This window comes from Holophagales bacterium (assembly GCA_016719485.1).
Taxonomy (GTDB): Bacteria; Acidobacteriota; Thermoanaerobaculia; order UBA5066; family UBA5066; genus UBA5066.
Genome location: JADJZB010000008.1, coordinates 198,309 through 216,743, shown reverse-complemented (window position 1 = coordinate 216,743; position 18,435 = coordinate 198,309). Strand labels below are relative to the sequence as shown.

The window sequence follows — 18,435 nt, the reverse complement described above, 5'->3', positions numbered from 1 at the left end:
CCCCGCGAGCGAACGCAAGCGGGAGTACCTCTCCCGGGCCGACGTCGACCGGATCCTCGCCGGCCCCGACGGCGTCTCGATCGCCGACTCTCAGGGGAGACGTCCACCTCCACACCGACCGCTCCGACGGAAAGATCCCGCTCGCCGACCTCCACCGGGCCCTCGCGGCGAGGGGGGACCGCTACGCCCTCCTGACCGACCACGCCCGCGACTGCGCCGTCGCCGGCGGCCTCCACGCCGGGGACTTCGCGGTCCAGCATCGCGAGCTGGTCCGCCTGAACGCGCGGACCGAGGGAGAGTTCGCGATGCGGCTCGGCGCCGAGGCGAACATCGCCGAGGACGGGACGATCGACGTCACCCCCGCGAGCGTCCCGGTCCTCGACGCCGTCGTCGCCTCGGTCCACACGGACCTGCGGTCGGCGAAGGACCAGACGGCACGGCTCGTGCGGGCGGTCGAGACCCCCGGCGTCGCCGTCCTCGGCCACCCGAAAGGGCGCCTCTACAACATGCGGACCGGAGTGAAGGCGAGCTGGGACCGCGTCTTTGCCGCCGCCGCCGAGCGGGGCGTCGCCGTCGAGATCAACGGCTGTCCCGAACGGCAGGACCTCCCTCCTTCGCTCGCCCGTACGGCGCTCGGGGCGGGGTGCCTGTTCGCCCTCTCGAGCGACGCGCACGCCCACCGGCACCTGGACTTCCAGCTCTTCGCCCTCGCCATCGCGCGGCTCGCCGGCATCCCCGCGGAGCGCGTCGTCAACGCCTGGCCGCGGGACCGGTTCGAGGAATGGCTCGAGGAGAGGCGCCTGGGCTGATTCGTCCGCACGCCTGGCGCGGGCTGATATCGTCGTCCCCTCGCATCCGCGACCAAGGAGGAAGAAATGGGTCTTTTCGGTAAGTCTCTCGAAGAGAAGACCGCCGAGGCGGTGAAGAGCCTGCGCGGCTCCATCAAGGGCCTGAAGAGCCTCGACGCCGTCGTCGAGGGGAAGACCGTCACGCTGACGGGCGAGGCCGACAGCATCGAAGCCAAGGGCAAGGCCATGGGCGAGTTCAACAAGCTCGTCGAGACCGAGAACACGATCAACAAGATCGCCGTCGCGAAGGCGCCGGTCGCGGTCGCGCCGACGCCGGCCGCGGGCGCCGTGTTGACCGGGGGCGCCCCCGCGCAGTCCGCGGCGGCAGCAGCCGCCAAGGTCCACGTCGTGGAGAAGGGCGACACGCTCGGCGCGATCGCCAAGAAGTACTACGGCAAGGCCGGCGCCTACATGAAGATCTTCGAGGCCAACAAGGACATCCTGACGGACCCCGACAAGATCAAGCCCGGGCAGAAGCTCCGCATTCCCGACTGACCGGGGCGCATCCGGAGTGGGGCGCACGTCCCGGGCACCCTGCCCCGGGAGTGCGCCCCGCGCCCCGGGTCGTTTCCCGACCTAGGCCGTCAGCGCCTTCGCCTTCGCCAGCGCCCGCACCTTCGTCATCGCCTCGGCGGCCTTCGCCGCGGCCAGGGCCGTGTCGGAGCGGAAACCCTCGGCGAGGCCGGCGTCCGGGATGCCGGGCAGGTTGATCCTCACGTTCGCGAGGGCCCCCTCGACGGCCGAGGAGAGGAGAAGCGCCGCGACGAAGGCGTCGGAGGCGCAGTTCGGGTTTCCCTTCTCGAGGACGACGGGGGCCTTGACGATCGCTTCCATCGAGAAGAAGGCCGTCTGCATCGGGACGGTGGTCGCGAGGATCGTCGCGTCGTCGATCGCCCGCTTTCGCGCCGCCTTCTCCTCGGGCGTCTCCTTCGGGAGCTTGCGTGCCGCCACGATCGCGTCGTAGGCGCGGGTGTCCTCGTCGACGAGTCCGAGGAGCGTGTCGCGGCCCGCGTCCATGGCGGAGGCGATCCGCTCGAGCTCCTCCCACGCGTCCTTGTACTTCTCCTTGCCGATCGTGAGGCGGCAGACCATCCCGAGGAGTGCGGCCCCCATCGCACCGGCCGCGGCCGAGGCGGAGCCTCCACCGGGGGCGGGGGCGTCGGAGGCGAGGGCGGCGCTGAAGTCGCGGACGGCGAGAGAGACGAGATCGGTCACGGGAGTCCTCCTGCTGCGTTTGGCGGGGCGTGTGGCCCCGGGGCGCCGGGCCGGCGCGGAAGGTTCAGGCGATCACGGGGCGCGCGCCCGAGACGACGAGGCGGCCCCCGGCGACGACGTCGGTCACCGGGTTGACGCCGTAGTGGTAGACGAGGTGCTCGAGGCTGCGTCCGTCGACGAGGACGACGTCGGCGGCCTTCCCCGGCTCGAGCGACCCGCGCCGGGCCGCCTCGCCGACCGAGGCCGCGGCGTTGAGCGTCATCGCCGTGAGCGTCTCCTCGATCGTCAGCCCCATCCCGATCGTCGCGAAGAACGCGACGGCGGGGAGGGATTCGGTGTACGAGGAGCCGGGATTGCAGTCCGTGCCGAGGGCGATCGCGACGCCGGCGGCGACCATCTCCCGCGCCGGAGCGTACCGGTTCATCCGCAGGAAGACCGACGTCCCGGGGAGGAGCGTCGCGACGACGCCCGCCTTCGCCATGGCGTGGATCCCGTCGGGCTGGGCGAAGAGGAGGTGGTCGGCGGAAAGGGCGCCGACCTCGGCCGCGAGGCGCGCCCCGCCGAGGGGCGTCAGCTCGTCGGCGTGAAGACGCGGGAGAAGGCCGCAGGCCTTGCCCGCCTCGAGGATCCGGCGCGACTCCTCGAGGCCGAAGACCCCGTGCTCGCAGAAGACGTCGACGAAGCGCGCCCCGTCGGCCGCGAGGGCGGGGAGGATCTCGTCGCAGCACTCCGCGACGTAGCGCGCCTTCAGCGCCTCCGAGCCGCGCCGCTCGAGCGGCACCTCGTGCCCCGGCAACGCCGTCGCCACGACGCCGACCGGGTGCCCGTCGGCGGCGGCTTTCAGCGCGGCGAGCTGCTTTCGCTCGGTCGGGAGGTCGAGACCGTATCCCGTCTTCGCTTCGCAGAAGGTCGTGCCGTGGAGGAGCATCCGGTCGAGGCGCGCGCGCGTGAGGCACGTCAGCTCCTCGAGCCCGGCGCGCCGCGTCGCGTCGACGGTCGAGACGATCCCGCCTCCGGCGGCGGCGATCTCGGCGTAGCTCTTCCCCTTCAGCCTCTCGTTGAACTCGCTCTCGCGGTAGCCCGCCCAGGGGATGTGCGTGTGCGGGTCGACGAATCCCGGGAGCGCCGTCTTTCCGCGCCCGTCGAGAACGACGTCGCCCTGTCGCGGCGCCTCCCCATGAAGCCGGACGTACTCCTCGTCCGTGCCGACCCAGGCGACGTCCTCGCCTTCCACGACCAGCGCGGCGTCCTGTATCCGGCGGATCCTCCCCTGGTCGGCGCCCGTCCGCGCGACGCTTCCGAGGGGTGTGGCGAGCTGGGAGAGGTGGCGGACGACGAGGCGGCTCAGACCGCCTCCCCGTCCTTTCGCTTCGGGCGCATGACCGAGACGGAGTGGTCGAGGTCCTCCTCTTCCTTGTCGAAGTTGAGGACCTGCTGGAACATGTCGAGCATCCCCTGGAGCTTGAGGTGGAAGTTCTTCCGCTCCACCCGGAGCTCGCGGATCCGCTTCTCCTTCTCGGCCGCCTTCTCGAGGGACTGCTGGACGAGCCGCTCTCCCTGGCGGTTGGCCTCGGCCAGTATCCGGTCGGCCTCGCGCTCGGAGTCGGTGCGCAGCAGCTCGGCGTTGCGCTGCGCCATCATCAGCGTCTCCCGCAGCGAGTTCTCGGACTCGCGGTGACGCGCCACCTCGTCCTTCAGGTGGCCGTTCTCGCGCTCGAGCTCGTCGAGGGTCCGCATCAGCTCCTCGAGGTCGTCGGCGACGACGTCGAGGTACTGCGTCACCTCGTTCCGGTCGAGCCCGCGGAACCGGACGGGGAACGTCCGCTTGCGGATGTCCAGGGGCGAGATGCTGGGTCTCATCACGTTCATTCTAGACGCTTTCCGGTCCGCGACGAACCCGCTCCGGCCTAGTGGACCCGCCCGCTTCGATCTTCCACCACCGTGAATCGGCGTCGTCGGAAGGGATTCCAGCGGCGGCGGAAGGGGCGGACGCCTCCTCCGCCTCCGCGCCGCGGGGCCCTCGCGAAGAACCACGCGACCGGGAGGCCGCCGAGAAGGAAGACGAGCTGGGCGAGCGAGCGGGACGACTCCAGCTCGCCGAAGACGACGAGGACGAGGGCGAGAAGGGCGAAGCCCTTCCGCGTCATCGGGAGGATCCCGAAGAGGTTCGCGGGCAGGCCCGGGCCGAGGAGCGCCCACGCGACGATCATCGCCGTCAGGAGACCGGACAGCCCCGCACCGGCCATGGCGCCCGCACGCGGGAAGAGGAGCGCCACGCCGCAGCCGAGAACCGCCGAGGCGACGACCGACGACAGGACGAAGAGGCCGAACCGCCGCGAGCCGAAGACGCTCTCGAGCTCCCACCCGAACATCCAGAGGATGAGAAGACCGAACAGGACGTTGAAGATGCCGATGACCGCCATCGGATAGGTCACGAGGCGCCAGAGCTCGAGCGCCGGCCAGACCAGCTCCGGAAAGACGGCCAGGAGGCGCATCCGGGAGGGGGCGAAGAGGCCGGCGAGATAGCCCGCGGCCGTCAGCACGAGGAGGGCCCGCGTGACGTTCGGCAGGTGCGACCAGCCGGGCGGACCCGCGAAAACGACGCGCCGCTCGGGCGTGTTCCAGCTCATCGGGGGGAGGGTAGCAGGGTCAGGAGGGTCAGGAGCGGCTGCCGAAGAGGGCCGTCCCCACCCGGACGACGGTGGCCCCTTCCTCGATGGCGGCCTCGAAGTCGTCGCTCATACCCATCGACAGCCCCGAGAGGCCGAGGCTCGCCGCGAGGCTCCTGAGGGCCACGAAATGGGGGCGGGTGTCGCCCGGGGGCGGAATCGCCATCAGGCCGAGGAGGTCGAGCTCCGGCAGGCCGCGCACCGCCTCGACGAGCGCCGGCGCGCCGGCGGGGGAGACGCCCGCCTTCGTCTCCTCGTCGCCCGTGTTCACCTCGACGTAGACCGCCAGGCGCCGCCCCTCGTTCGCCGCGGCGCGGGCCAGGCGGCGGGCGACGTCCGCCGCGTCGACCGCGTGGAGGACATCCGCGAGCCGGGCCGCCCTGTTCGTCTTGTTCGACTGAATCGGGCCGACGAGGTGTTTCACGGCGTCTCGAGGCAGCTGCGGGAACTTCTCCTCGGCTTCCTGGACGCGGTTCTCGCCGAAGTGCCGTACGCCTGCCGCGTAGGCGGCGAGCAGGTCTTCGAGCGGACGGGTCTTCGTGACGGCGACGAGGATCACCGCGGCCGGGTCGCGCCCCGCGCGCCGCGCCGCAGCCTCGATGCGGGCCGTCACCGCCGCGAGGTTCGCGGCGATCTCCCCGGCCCGGCTCAGCCTCTCGCTCCGTCGAGGCGACCCGCCGTCACGGCAGGCCGCTGCCGTCCCAGAAGAGGATTCTCTTGCAGCTCTCGCACTGGAGGATCTCGCGCGAGAGGCGGAGATCGGAGAGGAGCTGCGGCCGGAGCCGGACGTTGCACGAGGAGCACGCGGCCGTCTGGTTGGCGACCATCGCCACGCGCGCGACGGCGACGCCCGCGCGCATCTTCGCGATCCGGTCGAAGACCCCCATCAGGCGCTTGTCGATCGTGACGCGGATCTCGGCGGCCGCCTTCTCGGCGACCGCGATCTCGGCGGAGAGCTTCGCCTGCTCGGCGCGCCACTCGGCCATCTGCGCCTCGTATCCCGCCTCCTCCTCCCCGGAGGTGGCGGCAAGGGCCGCTTCGTCGGCACGGGCCAGGGAGAGGGTCTCCTCGACCTGGAGGAGCTCGTCCTCCCGCGTCCGGATCTCGCGCTGGGCGTGGTCGACCTCTGTGAGAAGGGCCGTGTACTCGTGCTGCCCCTTCACGGCCTTGCGCTTGGCCTCGGACTTCTTGAGCTGCTCTGCGTAGCCGGCGACCTGCTCGTCGAGCTCGTTCTTGCGATGCTCGGCCTGCTCGCGCCGCGACCCGACCTCCTGCCGCTTCCGCCGGAAGTCCTGCCAGGCCGCCTCGACGTGGACGAGGTGCTCGGGCGTCCTGTTTCGCCTCTCGGCCTTGGTGTGGGCTTCGAGGAGGAGCTCCTGAAGGCGGAAGAGGCGCTCGAGCGCGCCGGACGGCGATTTGTCGGTCAAAGAACGATCCCCCAAAAAAGTGAACGGGCGCCCACCGGCGCCCGTTTCGTCATTCGGATAGACCCCCGGCGAATCAAAGCGCCGGAGGACGGTTCAAAGTCTCGTGGCACGCCCGTTTGAATCTCCCGAACCGGTGGGTCCGCTCGGATTCGAACCGAGGACCCGCCGGTTATGAGCCGGTGGCTCTAACCGCTGAGCTACGGACCCACTTGCATCCGCAGGATATCACGCGCGGCGGGACCGCTGAGTCCGGGGGGACCCGGCGGTCCAGGTTGGCTTCGACTTCACCTCGCGGCCGTGCCGCTCGGCGGTCCCAACCATTCCGTGCGAGCGAAGCGAGCAGCCCTACCGCGCGGAAGGGGGTACGGGGGAAACCCGGCGGTCCGGGTTTCCCCTGTCCAAAGACTCAGACGTTGACGTCGATGAACGGCCGCAGCTTCTTGGCCCGCGACGGGTGGCGGAGCTTGCGGAGCGCCTTCGACTCGATCTGCCGGATCCGCTCGCGCGTCACGTTGAAGCTCTTGCCAACCTCTTCGAGCGTGTGCTCGGCCCCGTCTCCGACGCCGAAGCGCATCCGCAGGACCTGCTCCTCGCGCGGCGTGAGGGTCTTGAGCGTCCGGCGCGTCTGGTCGCGCAGGTTCGCGACGATGACCGCGTCGATCGGCGAGACGACGTTGCGGTCCTCGATGAAGTCGCCGAGGTGGCTGTCTTCCTCTTCCCCGATCGGGGTCTCGAGGGAGATCGGCTCCTGGGCGATCTTCATGATCTTGCGGACCTTCGACGCCGGCATGTCCATCCGCTTGGCGATCTCTTCGGCGGTCGGCTCGCGCCCGAGCTCCTGGACGAGCGAGCGCTGGGTCCGCGTGAGCTTGTTGATCGTCTCGATCATGTGGACCGGGATCCGGATCGTCCGGGCCTGGTCCGCGATGGCGCGGGTGATCGCCTGGCGGATCCACCAGGTCGCGTACGTCGAGAACTTGTAGCCGCGGCGGTACTCGAACTTCTCGACCGCCTTCATCAGGCCGATGTTCCCCTCCTGGATCAGGTCGAGGAACTGGAGGCCGCGGTTCGTGTACTTCTTGGCGATGGAGACGACGAGGCGCAGGTTCGCGACGATGAGCTCCTGCTTGGCCCGGTCGGCCTCCTCCTCCCCGTCCCGGATCTGCCGGAGGGTCTTGCGGATCTCGTCGTGCGCGACGCCGTACTTCTCCTCGTGCTCCTTCAGCAGCACGCGGTACTTGGCGACGCGGCGCTTGTAGAAGTCGATCCGGACCTCGTTCTTCTCCTTCTTGAGGTTGGCGAGGTCCTGACGGATCTGGGCTTCCGGCATGGCGAACTGCCGGTCGATGTCCTTGAGGATGTTGATCATCCTCTGCAACGTCGCCGGGGTGAAGTCGATGGCGTGGATGAGCCGCGCGATCTCGGAGATCCGCCGGTCGACCGTCGGGTCGACGGCGGGCTGCGGCTTGGCCGCGGCCTTCTTCGCCGAGGCCTTCGCGGGCTTCTTGGCCGCCTTGGCCGCCCTCTTCTTCTCCTGGAGCTTGCGGAGCTCGCCGTCCAGCTTGGCGATCTTCTTGAAGTGGGAGAGGACCTCCTCGATCCGCTTGGCGGTCCGGGGGTCGACCTCCTCGGAGTCCTCGAGGGCCGCCGCGGCGAACTCGAGGAACCCGCGCGCGACGTTCTTGTCCTTCTTGGCGGCCTCGACGATCCGGAGGATCTCCTCGAGGACGATCCGGTTCGTGGAGAGGGCCTGGTAGATCCGGGCCTCTCCCCTCTCGATCCGCCGGGCGATCTCGACCTCGCCTTCGCGGTCGAGGAGCTTCACGGTCCCCATCTCGCGCAGGTACATCCGGACCGGGTCGTTCGTCTTCTCGACGGCCGTCAGGTCGGGAAGGGCCGTCCCGGAGGTGGCGGCCCCGTCCTTCTTGGGCGTCGCCTTCTCGGGGACGTCGACGATCTCGATCCCGAAGTCGCCCAGCCGGATGTAGACGTCGTCCAGCTCGTCGGGAGTGTTGGCGACGTCCTCGGGCAGGGCGTGGAAGATCTCGTCGTAGAGCAGGTATCCCCGCTCTTTCCCCAGGGCGATCAGCCCGCGCAGCTCCGGATGCTTTTCTTCGACCGTCACGTTCACCCCTGTCAGCCCGGGCCTTCGTCCGGGCGGCGTAGCTCCTGCTTCATACGACGCACCTCCTCGGAAAGCTTCTGCTTCTCGGCGAGAAGGGCAGTCCGCCCGTCCCGGTCATCCCGGGCTTCGGCGGCGGCAATCATGGGCTGCAATTCGACCCCGCGCTCCTCGAGTCGTCTTATCTTCAGCTGGAGGAGTGGCTTGCGTAGCTTCTCCAGGTAGGGAGCAGCGGGTTTCTGGTCCAGTTGAGGCGGATCCGACAGGAGGAGCCGGGCCGCCAGCACCCCCGCGCCGCCCCCAAGATGGGATTGAAGTTCGGAAAAATCAAGGGCATCCGGTTTCGAACCCAATGACTTGAGGTACGAAACCAGCTCCCGGGCGTCGGGGTGGGAGAGGAGATCCGGCGGCAGCTTCGTCGCGATCTCGACCCCCGCTGGCCAGGTGGCCAGAAGGAAGGCGAGGACCCTCTCCTCGGCTTCCGGGACGGCCCGGGCGACCGGTGGCCGGTCCGACGTCTCGCCCTCGGGCCTGCGGACCGGCTTTCTCCGGCTCCCGTCGTGAAGGAGCTCCAGCGGAACCCCGCTGACCCGGGAGAACGCCGCGAGGAGCTCGTGCCTGTAGACCCGGTCGGGCGCGACGGACAGGATCCCCTTCGCCTCGTTGATTCTCGCCGCCCGCTCCGACGCGTCGCTCGAAGCCGGCGGGACCGCCGCGGCGAGGACGTCGAGAAGCGGACGCGCCTTCTCGACCGTCTCGCGAAGGGCCTCGGCGCCGTGCTCGCGAAGGTAGGAATCGGGGTCGTGCCCCCCGGGGAAGGCGACGTGAAAGACCTTCACGCCCCGCTCGACGAGGAGCGGGAAGGCCTTCCAGGCCGCCGCCAGACCCGGCGGGTCGCCGTCGTAGGCGACGACGACGGCGGGGGCCTGGCGGGCGAGGAGGTCGGCCTGCGTCGTCGTCAGCGCCGTCCCCATCGACGCGACGGCCCACGGCACGCCGGCCCTCTCGAACGCGATCCGGTCGAAATACCCCTCGCACAGGACGAGCTTCTCGCTCTTCCTCGCCCCCTCGCGGGCGCGGTCGAGGCCGTAGAGGACCTTCCCCTTCGTGAACCGCGCGGTCTCGGGGCTGTTGATGTACTTGGCCGGGTCGTCTCCGAGGGCCCGGCCGCCGAACGCGAGGACTTCGCCCCGCGCGTCGCGGATCTCGAGGATCAGGCGGTTGCGGAAGCGGTCGTAGACGCGCCCCGTGTCCTGGTTCTTCTGGAGGAGGCCGGCCTCGACGAGGACGTCCTCGGTGAAGGTGCCCGAAAGGGCGCGCAGGAGGCCGTCCCACGCGTCGGGGGCCGCCCCGAAGCCGAGTGGCTCCCACTCCTCGCGCGGAACGCCGCGTCCCTCGAGAACCGCCTTCGCCGCGGCGTTGCGGGGCAGCTCCTCCCGGAAGAACCTCGCCGCGGCCAGGAGCGCCTCGGCGGCGCGCGTCTCCTTCGCCCGGTCGGCACGGGAGCCGGAGCGACGCGTCGGGAGCGGGATCCCCGCACGGCGGGCGAGGTAGGCGACCGCCTCGGGGAACTCGAGCTTCTCGGTCTCGCGGACGAACGTGATCGCGTCGCCCTTGGCCCCGCAGCCGAAGCAGTAGTAGAAGCCCTTGTCGGGGTGGACGTGGAAGGAGGGGGTCTTCTCGCCGTGGAACGGGCAGAGCCCCTTCCAGGAGTTGCCCGCCTTCTTCAGGCCGGTGACGGCGCCGACGAGCGCGACGAGGTCGGTCGCCGCGAGGACGTCGTGCTTGAGGTCGTCGGTGATCTCGTAGGAGGCGTCCAAGTGGCTCTCAGCTTCGGAACGAGACCGGGGCGGCGTTCATTCCGCTAGTCCGCCAGAACGGCGATGGTGGCCGCGTCGCCACCTTCCTGCGCGTCGCCGGGTCGGTGGCTCGCGACGCCGGGATGCTCGCCGAGGAACTCCCGGACGGCGGCGGCGAGGCGGCCGGACCCGAAGCCGTGGACGACGCGCAGGCTCCCCTTTCCGGAGAGGAGCGCGTCGTTGATCGCCCGCTCGACCTCGGGAAGAGCCGCGTCGACGCGCAGGCCGACGAGGACGATCTCTCCCCGCGGCGCCATGTCCTTCGTGGGTGGTGTGCTCTTCGCTGCGGTCGGCTCGGGGTCCTTCGCGCGGGGGGACGGGGCCCACTTCGACGCGGGCGTCGTCGCCGCGACTCCGGTCACGGGGCGGAGGTCTGCCGCGGCCACCTTCATCCGCTTGCCTCCGACCTCGACCTCCGCCTGCCCCTTCGCCTCGTCGAGGACGAGGAGCTTTCCGGTCGTCCCGAACGGTATGACCTTGACCCGTTCGCCGACGACGACGGGCCCGGCGGGCTCGGGCGGTGCCGCCATCTCGAAGAGCGCCTCGGCGTCCTTGCGCGCCTCGCCGACGACGGTCATGAGCGCGCCGCGGGAGACGGCGCGCCCGGCGCGTGCCTCCTCGCGGATCCGGTCGAGCTCGCGGCGGGTCCGCTCGCGCAGCGCCACGAGGGCGCGGTCGATCTCCGTCTTCGCCCGCTCGCGGAGGCGCTGCTTCTCGACGGCGAGCGCCGACGCTTCTCTCTCGAGCGCGTCGCGCGAGGAAGCCAGGGCGGCAGACTCGGCCCGGAGCTTCTCCGATTCCTCCCGCGCCTTCCGGGTCTCGGTCTCCAGCCGCTCGAGCGCCGCGTCGGCTGCGGCCCAGCCCGAGCCGAGCCGGGCACGGGCCGCGTCGAGGACGCGGCGCGGAATGCCGGAGCGCTCGGCGACCGCGAGGGCTCGCGAGCGCCCGGTGGCGCCGGGGCGAACGCGGAACGTCGGGCGCCCGACGCTCTCGTCGAACTCCATCGCGGCCGAGAGGACGTCGGCGCGGCCGTGCGCCCACTCCTTCACGGAGGCCAGGTGCGTCGTGGCGATGGTGAGCCCTCCCCGGCGCAGGTCTTCCTCGAGAACCGCCGTGGCGATCGCCCCCCCCTCGTCGGGGTCGGTGCCGCTTCCGAGCTCGTCGAGAAGGACGAGGCTCCGCGGCGTCGCGGCGGCGAACGCCGCGGCCGTGCGGGTCATCGCGCCCGCAAAGGAGGAGAGGTCTCCGAGGAGGTCCTGCGCGTCTCCCGCGACGACGAGGAGGCGGTCGAAGACGGGGAGCGACGTTCCCGGGTCGGCGGGGACGGCGAAGCCCGACTGCGCCAGGAGCGCGAAGAGGCCGACCGTCTTCATCGCGACCGTCTTGCCGCCGGCGTTCGGTCCGGAAAGCAGAACGAGGCGCTGCCCCACGTCGAGCTCGAGGTCGAGCGGCACGGCGTCGGAACCGCGCTCCTCGGCCCGTTCGCCGAAGACCTCCTCGCGCAGCGGCGCGAGGCGCCGGTCGAGGAGCGGGTGCCGGGCCTTCTTCAGGACGAGCGGGCCGCTCGTGTCGGGGAAGACGCCCGCCGAGCGGCGGGCCAGCTCGGCGCGGGCCTGGTAGCCGTCGAGCTCGGTGAGGATCTCCACGGCGGCGTGGAGCTCGGTCTTTCTCGCCGAGAAGCGCGCGGTGAGCGCGACGAGAATCCGGTGGATCTCCTCGCGCTCCTCCTCGAAGGCCTCGGAGAGGGCGTTGTTCGCCTCGACGACGGCGAGCGGCTCGACGAAGAGGGTCTGTCCCGAGCCCGACTTCTCGTGGACGATCCCGGCGACGCTCTCGCGCCGGTCGGAGCGGACCGGGAGGCAGTAGCGGCCCCCCTTCTCCGTGACGTACTCGTCGGCGAGGACGTCGGGACGCGCGCGGACGAGCTCCTCGAGCCTTCTGACGACCTCACGGCGCAGGCGGACGATCGAGGCCCTGATCGAGGAGAGGCGGGCGGAGGCGGTGTCGCGGATCCGGCCGTCGGGCTCGAACACGACGTCGCGTTCGCCGAGGAGACTCTCGAGGTCGCCGAGCGGACCGAGGAGGGCAGCCAGGTCGGGAAGGTCGAGCCCTTCGACGGGAACGGCGTGGCGCGCCTCCTCGGAGCGCTCGACGAGACCGAAGAGATCGAGGAGCTCGTCCGGAGGAAGGGCCTGGCCCGCGGCGCCGAGCCGGAACACGAGCGGAGCGGCCTCGTCGAGGCTGAAGATGCGAACGGGGGGCTGAAGCCCCGCGCGTGCCACGAGGTCGCGGGTGACTCCGGCGCGTCGGCGTACCTCTTCGGGATTCCCGGACGGCGCCGCAGCCAGGAGCCGCTCGCGGCCCCGCTCCGAAGAACAGAAACGCCCGGCGAGCCGTAGCACGCCGGGCCAGTCGACTTCCGTATGAATCATCGAAAGGACACCCCGGGATCAGACTCCCGTACGGCGCTCCTCGGCCAGCTTCCGCAGCATTTTCTTGCGTGCGGCGATTGCCTTCCGTTTCCGCTTGGTGGACGGCTTCTCGTAGTGCTGGCGCTTCTTGAGCTCCGACAGGATCCCCGACTTCTCGCACTTGCGCTTGAAGCGGCGCAGCGCGTTCTCGAAGGACTCGTCCTCCTTGACGTGGATCAACGGCACCTGAGAATCACCCCTTTCGGGCCCGGAGTGGACCGGCCGGGAGGGCCGGACCGAGGCGGACCTGTGAGTTTACGGACCATGTCGCCCCCCGTCAACTCCGGCAGGAGATGCGGTCCACCGGGCGGGCAGGGCGACTATAATGCCCGCTCGCGACCCCGTAAGGCTTCCAGGAGAGGCGTGTCATGCCTGTCGACCCCGTCGCCAACCGCCGGTTCATCGAATCCCTCTCGACCCTGCTCGAGGATCACCTCGCAAGCTGGAAATCCCAGCTGGCCGACACCCGCAACGAGATCAACGAGCTGATCTCGAAGGCGTCGGAGAGCATCCCCGCGCAGGCGAAGCACCTCTTCCCGGAAGACCTCGTCGCGGCCCTCCTCGAGGACGCCGTTCCGCCGGCGCCCCCGGCGGAGCGCATCGTCGAGAAGGTCGTCGAAAAGGTCATCGAGACGGTGACCGTCACGGTTCCCGGCCCGGCCGCAGCGCCCGACTGGGGGCTCGTGAAGGGGTCGATCTCGTCGATCGAAGGGGCGCGAACTCAGGTCGATGTCCTCACGCGGTTCCTGACCGAGGCGCAGGTCCACTCCTCCCGCGCGGCCCTCCTCGTCCTCAGGAACGAGAAGCTGAGCGGCTGGAAGGCGCTCGGGTTCGACGCGTCCGGCGGCCGCGACGACGCCGTCAAGTCGCTCGACTTCGGCGTGGGCGACGACCCGTTCGTGGAAGCCTGCCTGAAGGCCGAGAAGCCGATCCTCGCGGTGCCGCCGCCCGAAGGGACGCCGCTGCGCAGCGGCCTCGGCGGGCATCCACCGGCCCGGACCCTCCTCGTCCCGATGGTGATTCGCGACCGGATCGCCGGCGTCCTGTGCGCCGACGAGCTGCCCGGCGAGGAGGGGCGGCTGAACGCGGCCGCGCTCGAGGTCCTGACGTTCGTCACCGGCCTCTCGGTCGACCTCCTGGCGGCCCGCAAGAAGATCCCTTCCCCGGCGCTGACGCCACGCGGGGAGGAGATCGCCGTCTTCCGCACCCCCGAGCCCGCGGCCGCGCCGGCCGAGTTCGCCCTCGACGACAAACCGTTCGCGGCGCCCTCGGCTCCGCCAATGCCTCCCGTCCCGCCCATGCCCCCGCCGGCGGTTGCCGTCGCCCCGACCGTTCCGCCTCCGGACCGCCCGCCCCTTTCGGCGTCGCTCCAGGCTCCTCCCGAGCCGGTCGGCCGTTCGCTGTTCGAGCAGACCGACCCGAGCGGCGCGAGAAGGACCCGGCGGATCACCGACGCCGGCGAAGCGCTGCGCGCTCTCGAGGAATCGGCCACCGCGAAGAAGAAGGAGCCGTCGGGCTTTTCCGGGATCGACCTTCTCACGGCCTCCGGCGCCCGCAGCGCGGCGGCCCTCGGCCTCCAGGCGATCCCGCGGCCGGCCACGGCACCGCCGACGCCCGTCCCGGTTTCCCGCATCGTTCCGACGCCCCTTCCCGAGCCGACTCCCGAGCCGTCGCCCGAGCCGCCCCCGAACCGCGGCGACCTGACGATGGCCTTCGACCAGATCAAGACCGCCGTGCCGGTACCGCCGCCGGCGCCTCCTCCGGTCGTCGCCCCGGCCGCCCCGGTGGCGCCGCCGGCCACCGCCTCCGTCCTCGACGGGGCGGCGTCCCCCTCCGCGCCCGTCGCGCCCCCGCCCGGTTTCGTTCCGCGGGCCCGCTCGCTGCGGGGTACCGACGACCCGCAGCGGGCCGTCGACGACGCGCGTCGCATCGCCCGCCTCCTCGTCTCCGAGATCAAGCTCTACAACGAGCGCAAGGTGGCCGAGGGACGCGCGGCGGGCGACCTCTACGTCCGGCTGAAGGACGACATCGAACGGAGCCGGCAGGTCTACGCCGAGAGGACCCCGGAGCACGTTCGCGCCACGGCGGACTTCTTCCACGAGGAGCTCGTCCGGATCCTCGCCGAGGGCAAGCCGGAAGCGCTCGGCCCGGTCCCCTCCTGACGTCCTTTCGGTACGCCCCGCTCCTGCTCGCGGCGGCCTTTCTGGCCGGCGCTGCGGGGGGAGTCGCGCCGTCCCGGGAAGAGGCCCTCGCGGCGGCCCGGCGGGGTGCGCGCGAGGGGATGGCCGACCCCTTCGCCACTTTCGCAGGCGCGGGTCTCTTCACCCTCCGCGCTTCCCTGGCCCGGGAGGTCGTCGCCGCGGAAGATTCGAAGGCTCCGCCACCTTCCGCCGGCCTCGACGCCGGTCCTCTCGGCCTCCCCGACCTGGGCCACTGGCTCGGGCTCGACGTGGAGGCGCGGCGCACGCGGCCCGGCGCCGCCGCCGTCGGGCTCGTGACCCGCCTTCTGGCTTTCGCGCGGGACGCCCGCTCCGAGACCTTCGCCCGCGCCGCCCTGCTCTCCGCCTCCCGCATCGCCCGGACGCCCGCCGAGAAGCAGGCCGTCCGCACCGCCTGGGACGCCTGGGCAGACCGTTCCCCAGGAACCGAGAGGGCGCGGATCGCCTCCGCGCTCGGCCGGAGCCGCGCGGCCGCGACGCGCGCGGAGGCGACGGCGCGGATGGCGGCTCTCGTCCGCGACCTTCCGGGTGCCGCCGAGTCGGCCCCCGACCTCTTCGAGCCGGCGGATCGCACGCTCCTCTGGGAGACCGTCACGCGCGGAGGACCTGAGCTGAGGCTCCTCCGGGCCGGAGCTCTCGCGACCCGTCTCCCTTCCGCTGCCGCGGAGCTGGCACTCCCGCTCGCGAATACCCCGGGTTTCCGTCTCGACGCCGCAGCGCTGCTCCTGGCCGGGGGGCGCGCGAAGGCGGCGCGGGACGCGCTCGTAAAGCCGCCAGCGGTCTCCGGACGCAGCGACGCCGAGCGGCTTCGGATCGAGTCGATCCTCCTGGCGGCCGAACTTCGGCTTCTCGGCGAGCCGTCTCCGCGGCCCTCCTCTCGACGCGCGAAGGGCAAGAAGGCCCCGGCGCGCCCGCCTCCCGCTCCAGGGACCCCGCGCGCCGGGCCTCCGGCGGAAACCGTCACGGCCTATCGCGCCCTCGCGGCACGGGCTGACGGCCTGCTCGCCCGCTCCCTCGAGCTCCAGGACCGTCGCCGGGTCCTGACGGAGGTGATTCGCGCTGCCGCCCGTTTCGGCTCTTACGACGAGGTTCTCCGCCACCTGCCGGCGCTGCTCGCGATCGACCCGACGACGACGCTCGGTGCCGAGGACCTCTTCCGCTCGGCCTTCCTTCCCACCCTCTCGCGCGCCCCGGCGGCGCTCCGGTCTTCAGCCGCTGCGTTCCAGCGGCAGGCGGCCCTCTACCGCGACGTCGCGGTCCGCCGGCGGGCGACCTACTGGGCGGCCCGCTCCCTCGAAGCGGCCGGGCGGGAAGTCCCCGCGCGATCCCTCTACGCCTCCCTCGTCACGACCGCCGTTCCCGACCTCTACGCCCGCTGGGCGGGAGCGCGCATCGGCGTTCCCGTCTCCGCCGCGCTCCTCGTCGAGACCTCGCGGCCGGCCTCCCTCCACCTCCTCCGCCCCGACGCTCCGTCGCTGCCGTCGCGGGAGCTCCTCGGCCTGGGGCTCGCCTCCCTGGCCGAGGACGCCGCCGAGTCGGAGGGCTCGTCCGACCCGTTCTTCCTCGCCGCCTGCGCGGCCGAGCGGGACGAATTCCGTCGGGCGACGGCGTTCCTGAAGTCCCGCTGGCCCGAGCTCGGGACACCGGACGAAGGAGCCGTGCCTCTCGCGGTCCGCCGCGCCTACTACCCCTTCCGGCAGGAGGCGCTGATCGTCCGGGAGGCCGCGGCGAACGGCCTGCCGCCCGCGCTCGTCTACGGCGTCATCCGCCAGGAGAGCCTCTTCCAGACCGCGGCCCGGTCCGGCGCGGGCGCCACCGGCCTGATGCAGGTGATGCCGGGCACGGGGCGCTACCTCCTTCGCCAGGAGAAAAGGCGCGGCCGGCCCGACCTGAAGGACCCCGAGGTGAACGTGAAGCTCGGGGCGCGCTACCTCGCGATGATGCTGCGCGATTTCGACGGCGACCGGATCGCGGCGCTCGCCGGCTACAACGCCGGACCCGGGCGGCCGAAGCGCTGGCGCAGGCAGGCCCCCGGCCTCGCCGCCGACGAGTTCCTCGAAGCGATGCCGCTCTTCGAGCCCCGCGACTACGTGAAACGGGTTCTCTTCTTCGAGGCGGCATACGCCGTCCTCCACGGCGTCCCCGTGGATGCGCTCCCGCTCGCCGGGAACGCGGTCAGCGCACGGCCCTGATCGTCGCGAAGGCCGCGAGCGCCTTCGCCCGGGCCTGGGCGTGGTCGACGATGGGGGCGGGGTAGCCCGGAGGTGGGGAAGAGGACCGCCACGGCGCGTGGAGGTCCTTCCCCGCGCGCTTCCAGTCGGCGAGCTCGGGGACCCAGCGCTTCACGTACGTCCCGTCCGGGTCGAACCGCTCTCCCTGCAGGACGGGGTTGAAGATCCGGAAGAAGGGCTGCGCGTCGGTGCCGCAGCCGGCGGACCACTGCCAGCCGCCGTTGTTGGAGGCGGGGTCGCCGTCGGCGAGGCGCGCCCGGAAGAGCGCCTCGCCGCGCCGCCAGTCGACGAGGAGGTGCTTCGTCAGGAAGGAGGCCACGACCATCCGGACGCGGTTGTGCATCCACCCCTCGTGCGCGAGCTGCCGCATTCCCGCGTCGACGATCGGGTAGCCGGTGCGCCCGCCGCACCACGCCGCGAAACGTTCCTCCTCTTCGTCTCCCGTGACCCAGGGAAAGGCCTCGAACTCCCTCCGGAAGCTCTCGGTCAGAAGCCTCGGAAACGCCGCGAGGATCGACGCGTAGAACTCGCGCCACGCCAGCTCGCCGACGAAGACGTCGATCGACCCGCGGCCGGCCGCGCCGGCGTCCTTCCACCCGGCCCGCGCCTCGGCGAGGAGGCGGCGGATGCCGACCGTCCCGAAGCGCAGGTGCGGCGAGAGCCGGGACGTGCCCTCGACGCCGGGGAGGTCCCGCGCCCCGGCGTAACACAACAGCGCGCTCGCGCGGAACGCGTCCCAGAGCCTCCTGCCCTCGCGGGAGCCGCCGGCCGGGTTCGCGGGCGCACCCTCGGCGCGAAAGCCGCGGGGTCGAGACATCGGGATCGACGGGAAGCGGGGATCGAGAACGGCGGGCGGCGTGGCCACCCGCGACGGCGCGGGAACGGGGGCCGTCTTGTCCGCCTCGCGCCAGCGGCGCGAGAACGGGGTGTAGACGGCGAACGGCTTCCCCGCCTCGGTCCGCAGCGACCCGGGCGGGACGAGGTGGAGGTCGGGGAGAAGGCTCAGCTTCGTTCCCTGAGCGGAGAGGGCCGTCCGGACCTCGCTCGTGAGCGCGGTCCCGTGCGGCTCGTGGTCGAGGTGCGAGTAGACGGCATCGGCGCCCGTCTCTCGGGCGAGGGCCGCGAGAGCCTCGCCCGTGGGCCCTCTCCGGAAGAGAAGCCGGGAACCCCTCGCCGCGAGGTCCGATTCCAGCTCGCGGAGGCTCTGGGCGAGGAACCGGAGCCGGGGAGGGGAATAGTCCTCGGTCAGGTAGTGGTCGTCGAGAACGAAGACCGGAACCAGCCCGTCGTGCGCCCGAATGGCCGCGTCGAGCGGGAGGTTGTCGTCGAGGCGCAGGTTCCTCCGGAACCAGACGATCGCGGGGGCCATCCGCC

At 71.7% G+C, this 18,435-nt stretch carries 15 protein-coding genes and 1 tRNA gene; 4 read left to right on the top strand and 12 right to left on the bottom strand.

The annotated features are described in order from the left end of the window. Positions 1 to 305: 305 nt before the first annotated feature. Positions 306 to 809, top strand: coding sequence for a hypothetical protein (locus IPN03_07405; protein ID MBK9373553.1), 504 nt, complete (start codon positions 306 to 308; stop codon positions 807 to 809). A gap of 225 nt (positions 810 to 1,034) precedes the next feature. After that, the gene (locus IPN03_07400) at positions 1,035 to 1,343 is read left to right on the top strand and encodes a LysM peptidoglycan-binding domain-containing protein (GenBank protein ID MBK9373552.1); all 309 of its coding nucleotides are present in this window, start codon (positions 1,035 to 1,037) and stop codon (positions 1,341 to 1,343) included. An 81-nt stretch (positions 1,344 to 1,424) separates the two neighbouring features. Here the strand turns inward: IPN03_07400 and IPN03_07395 are convergent, their stop codons facing one another. The 11 genes from IPN03_07395 to IPN03_07345 all read right to left on the bottom strand — a co-directional run bounded on the left by IPN03_07395 (position 1,425) and on the right by IPN03_07345 (position 12,797). After that, positions 1,425 to 2,063 (bottom strand): cyclodeaminase/cyclohydrolase family protein, encoded by a 639-nt coding sequence (locus IPN03_07395; GenBank protein ID MBK9373551.1) that lies wholly within the window; start codon positions 2,061 to 2,063, stop codon positions 1,425 to 1,427. Between the two features lie 64 nt (positions 2,064 to 2,127). Then, positions 2,128 to 3,411 carry an imidazolonepropionase gene (locus IPN03_07390; GenBank protein MBK9373550.1) on the bottom strand — a complete coding sequence of 428 codons (1,284 nt, stop codon included), beginning with the start codon at positions 3,409 to 3,411 and terminating at the stop codon, positions 2,128 to 2,130. Then, positions 3,408 to 3,923: a DivIVA domain-containing protein gene (locus IPN03_07385; GenBank protein ID MBK9373549.1), complete on the bottom strand. Its 516-nt coding sequence runs from the start codon at positions 3,921 to 3,923 to the stop codon at positions 3,408 to 3,410. Before IPN03_07385 ends, IPN03_07390 begins: the two co-directional genes overlap by 4 nt. Before the next feature lie 47 nt (positions 3,924 to 3,970). Further along, positions 3,971 to 4,693: a rhomboid family intramembrane serine protease gene (locus tag IPN03_07380; GenBank protein ID MBK9373548.1), complete on the bottom strand. Its 723-nt coding sequence runs from the start codon at positions 4,691 to 4,693 to the stop codon at positions 3,971 to 3,973. 28 nt (positions 4,694 to 4,721) lie between these two features. Continuing rightward, on the bottom strand, positions 4,722 to 5,384 hold the full coding sequence (locus tag IPN03_07375) for a YggS family pyridoxal phosphate-dependent enzyme (protein MBK9373547.1): 663 nt from the start codon (positions 5,382 to 5,384) through the stop codon (positions 4,722 to 4,724). Positions 5,385 to 5,412: 28 nt separating this feature from the next. After that, positions 5,413 to 6,159, bottom strand: coding sequence for a hypothetical protein (locus tag IPN03_07370; GenBank protein MBK9373546.1), 747 nt, complete (start codon positions 6,157 to 6,159; stop codon positions 5,413 to 5,415). A gap of 134 nt (positions 6,160 to 6,293) precedes the next feature. Continuing rightward, positions 6,294 to 6,366: transfer RNA gene (locus IPN03_07365), tRNA-Ile, on the bottom strand. Between the two features lie 199 nt (positions 6,367 to 6,565). Then, positions 6,566 to 8,290, bottom strand: coding sequence for an RNA polymerase sigma factor RpoD (rpoD, locus tag IPN03_07360; protein MBK9373545.1), 1,725 nt, complete (start codon positions 8,288 to 8,290; stop codon positions 6,566 to 6,568). Between the two features lie 5 nt (positions 8,291 to 8,295). Then, positions 8,296 to 10,101 (bottom strand): DNA primase, encoded by a 1,806-nt coding sequence (locus tag IPN03_07355; protein ID MBK9373544.1) that lies wholly within the window; start codon positions 10,099 to 10,101, stop codon positions 8,296 to 8,298. A gap of 44 nt (positions 10,102 to 10,145) precedes the next feature. Further along, positions 10,146 to 12,572, bottom strand: a complete 2,427-nt coding sequence (locus IPN03_07350) for a Smr/MutS family protein (GenBank protein ID MBK9373543.1) — start codon at positions 12,570 to 12,572, stop codon at positions 10,146 to 10,148. Between the two features lie 18 nt (positions 12,573 to 12,590). Then, positions 12,591 to 12,797 carry a 30S ribosomal protein S21 gene (locus tag IPN03_07345; protein ID MBK9373542.1) on the bottom strand — a complete coding sequence of 69 codons (207 nt, stop codon included), beginning with the start codon at positions 12,795 to 12,797 and terminating at the stop codon, positions 12,591 to 12,593. A 182-nt stretch (positions 12,798 to 12,979) separates the two neighbouring features. Between IPN03_07345 and IPN03_07340 the strand changes: the two genes are divergently transcribed. Together IPN03_07340 and IPN03_07335 are read left to right on the top strand one after the other, a co-directional pair. After that, a complete protein-coding gene (locus IPN03_07340) occupies positions 12,980 to 14,773 on the top strand; it encodes a GAF domain-containing protein (protein ID MBK9373541.1) in 1,794 nt (597 codons plus the stop codon). Positions 14,774 to 14,892: 119 nt separating this feature from the next. Continuing rightward, the gene (locus IPN03_07335; protein ID MBK9373540.1) at positions 14,893 to 17,022 is read left to right on the top strand and encodes a lytic transglycosylase domain-containing protein; all 2,130 of its coding nucleotides are present in this window, start codon (positions 14,893 to 14,895) and stop codon (positions 17,020 to 17,022) included. Here the strand turns inward: IPN03_07335 and IPN03_07330 are convergent. After that, positions 17,006 to 18,430, bottom strand: a complete 1,425-nt coding sequence (locus tag IPN03_07330; GenBank protein MBK9373539.1) for a deoxyribodipyrimidine photo-lyase — start codon at positions 18,428 to 18,430, stop codon at positions 17,006 to 17,008. The two genes, IPN03_07335 and IPN03_07330, sit on opposite strands and share 17 nt — an antisense overlap. Positions 18,431 to 18,435: the final 5 nt, after the last annotated feature.

What these genes read in the sequence shown, in the direction of transcription:
- IPN03_07405 (MBK9373553.1), top strand. Translation starts at nt 306, where the DNA reads ATGCGGCTCGGCGCCGAGGCGAACATCGCCGAGGACGGGACGATCGAC.
- IPN03_07400 (MBK9373552.1), top strand. Translation starts at nt 1,035, where the DNA reads ATGGGCGAGTTCAACAAGCTCGTCGAGACCGAGAACACGATCAACAAG.
- IPN03_07385 (MBK9373549.1), bottom strand. Translation starts at nt 3,923, where the DNA reads ATGAGACCCAGCATCTCGCCCCTGGACATCCGCAAGCGGACGTTCCCC.
- IPN03_07380 (MBK9373548.1), bottom strand. Translation starts at nt 4,693, where the DNA reads ATGAGCTGGAACACGCCCGAGCGGCGCGTCGTTTTCGCGGGTCCGCCC.
- IPN03_07350 (MBK9373543.1), bottom strand. Translation starts at nt 12,572, where the DNA reads ATGATTCATACGGAAGTCGACTGGCCCGGCGTGCTACGGCTCGCCGGG.
- IPN03_07340 (MBK9373541.1), top strand. Translation starts at nt 12,980, where the DNA reads ATGCCTGTCGACCCCGTCGCCAACCGCCGGTTCATCGAATCCCTCTCG.
- IPN03_07335 (MBK9373540.1), top strand. Translation starts at nt 14,893, where the DNA reads ATGGCCGACCCCTTCGCCACTTTCGCAGGCGCGGGTCTCTTCACCCTC.
- IPN03_07330 (MBK9373539.1), bottom strand. Translation starts at nt 18,430, where the DNA reads ATGGCCCCCGCGATCGTCTGGTTCCGGAGGAACCTGCGCCTCGACGAC.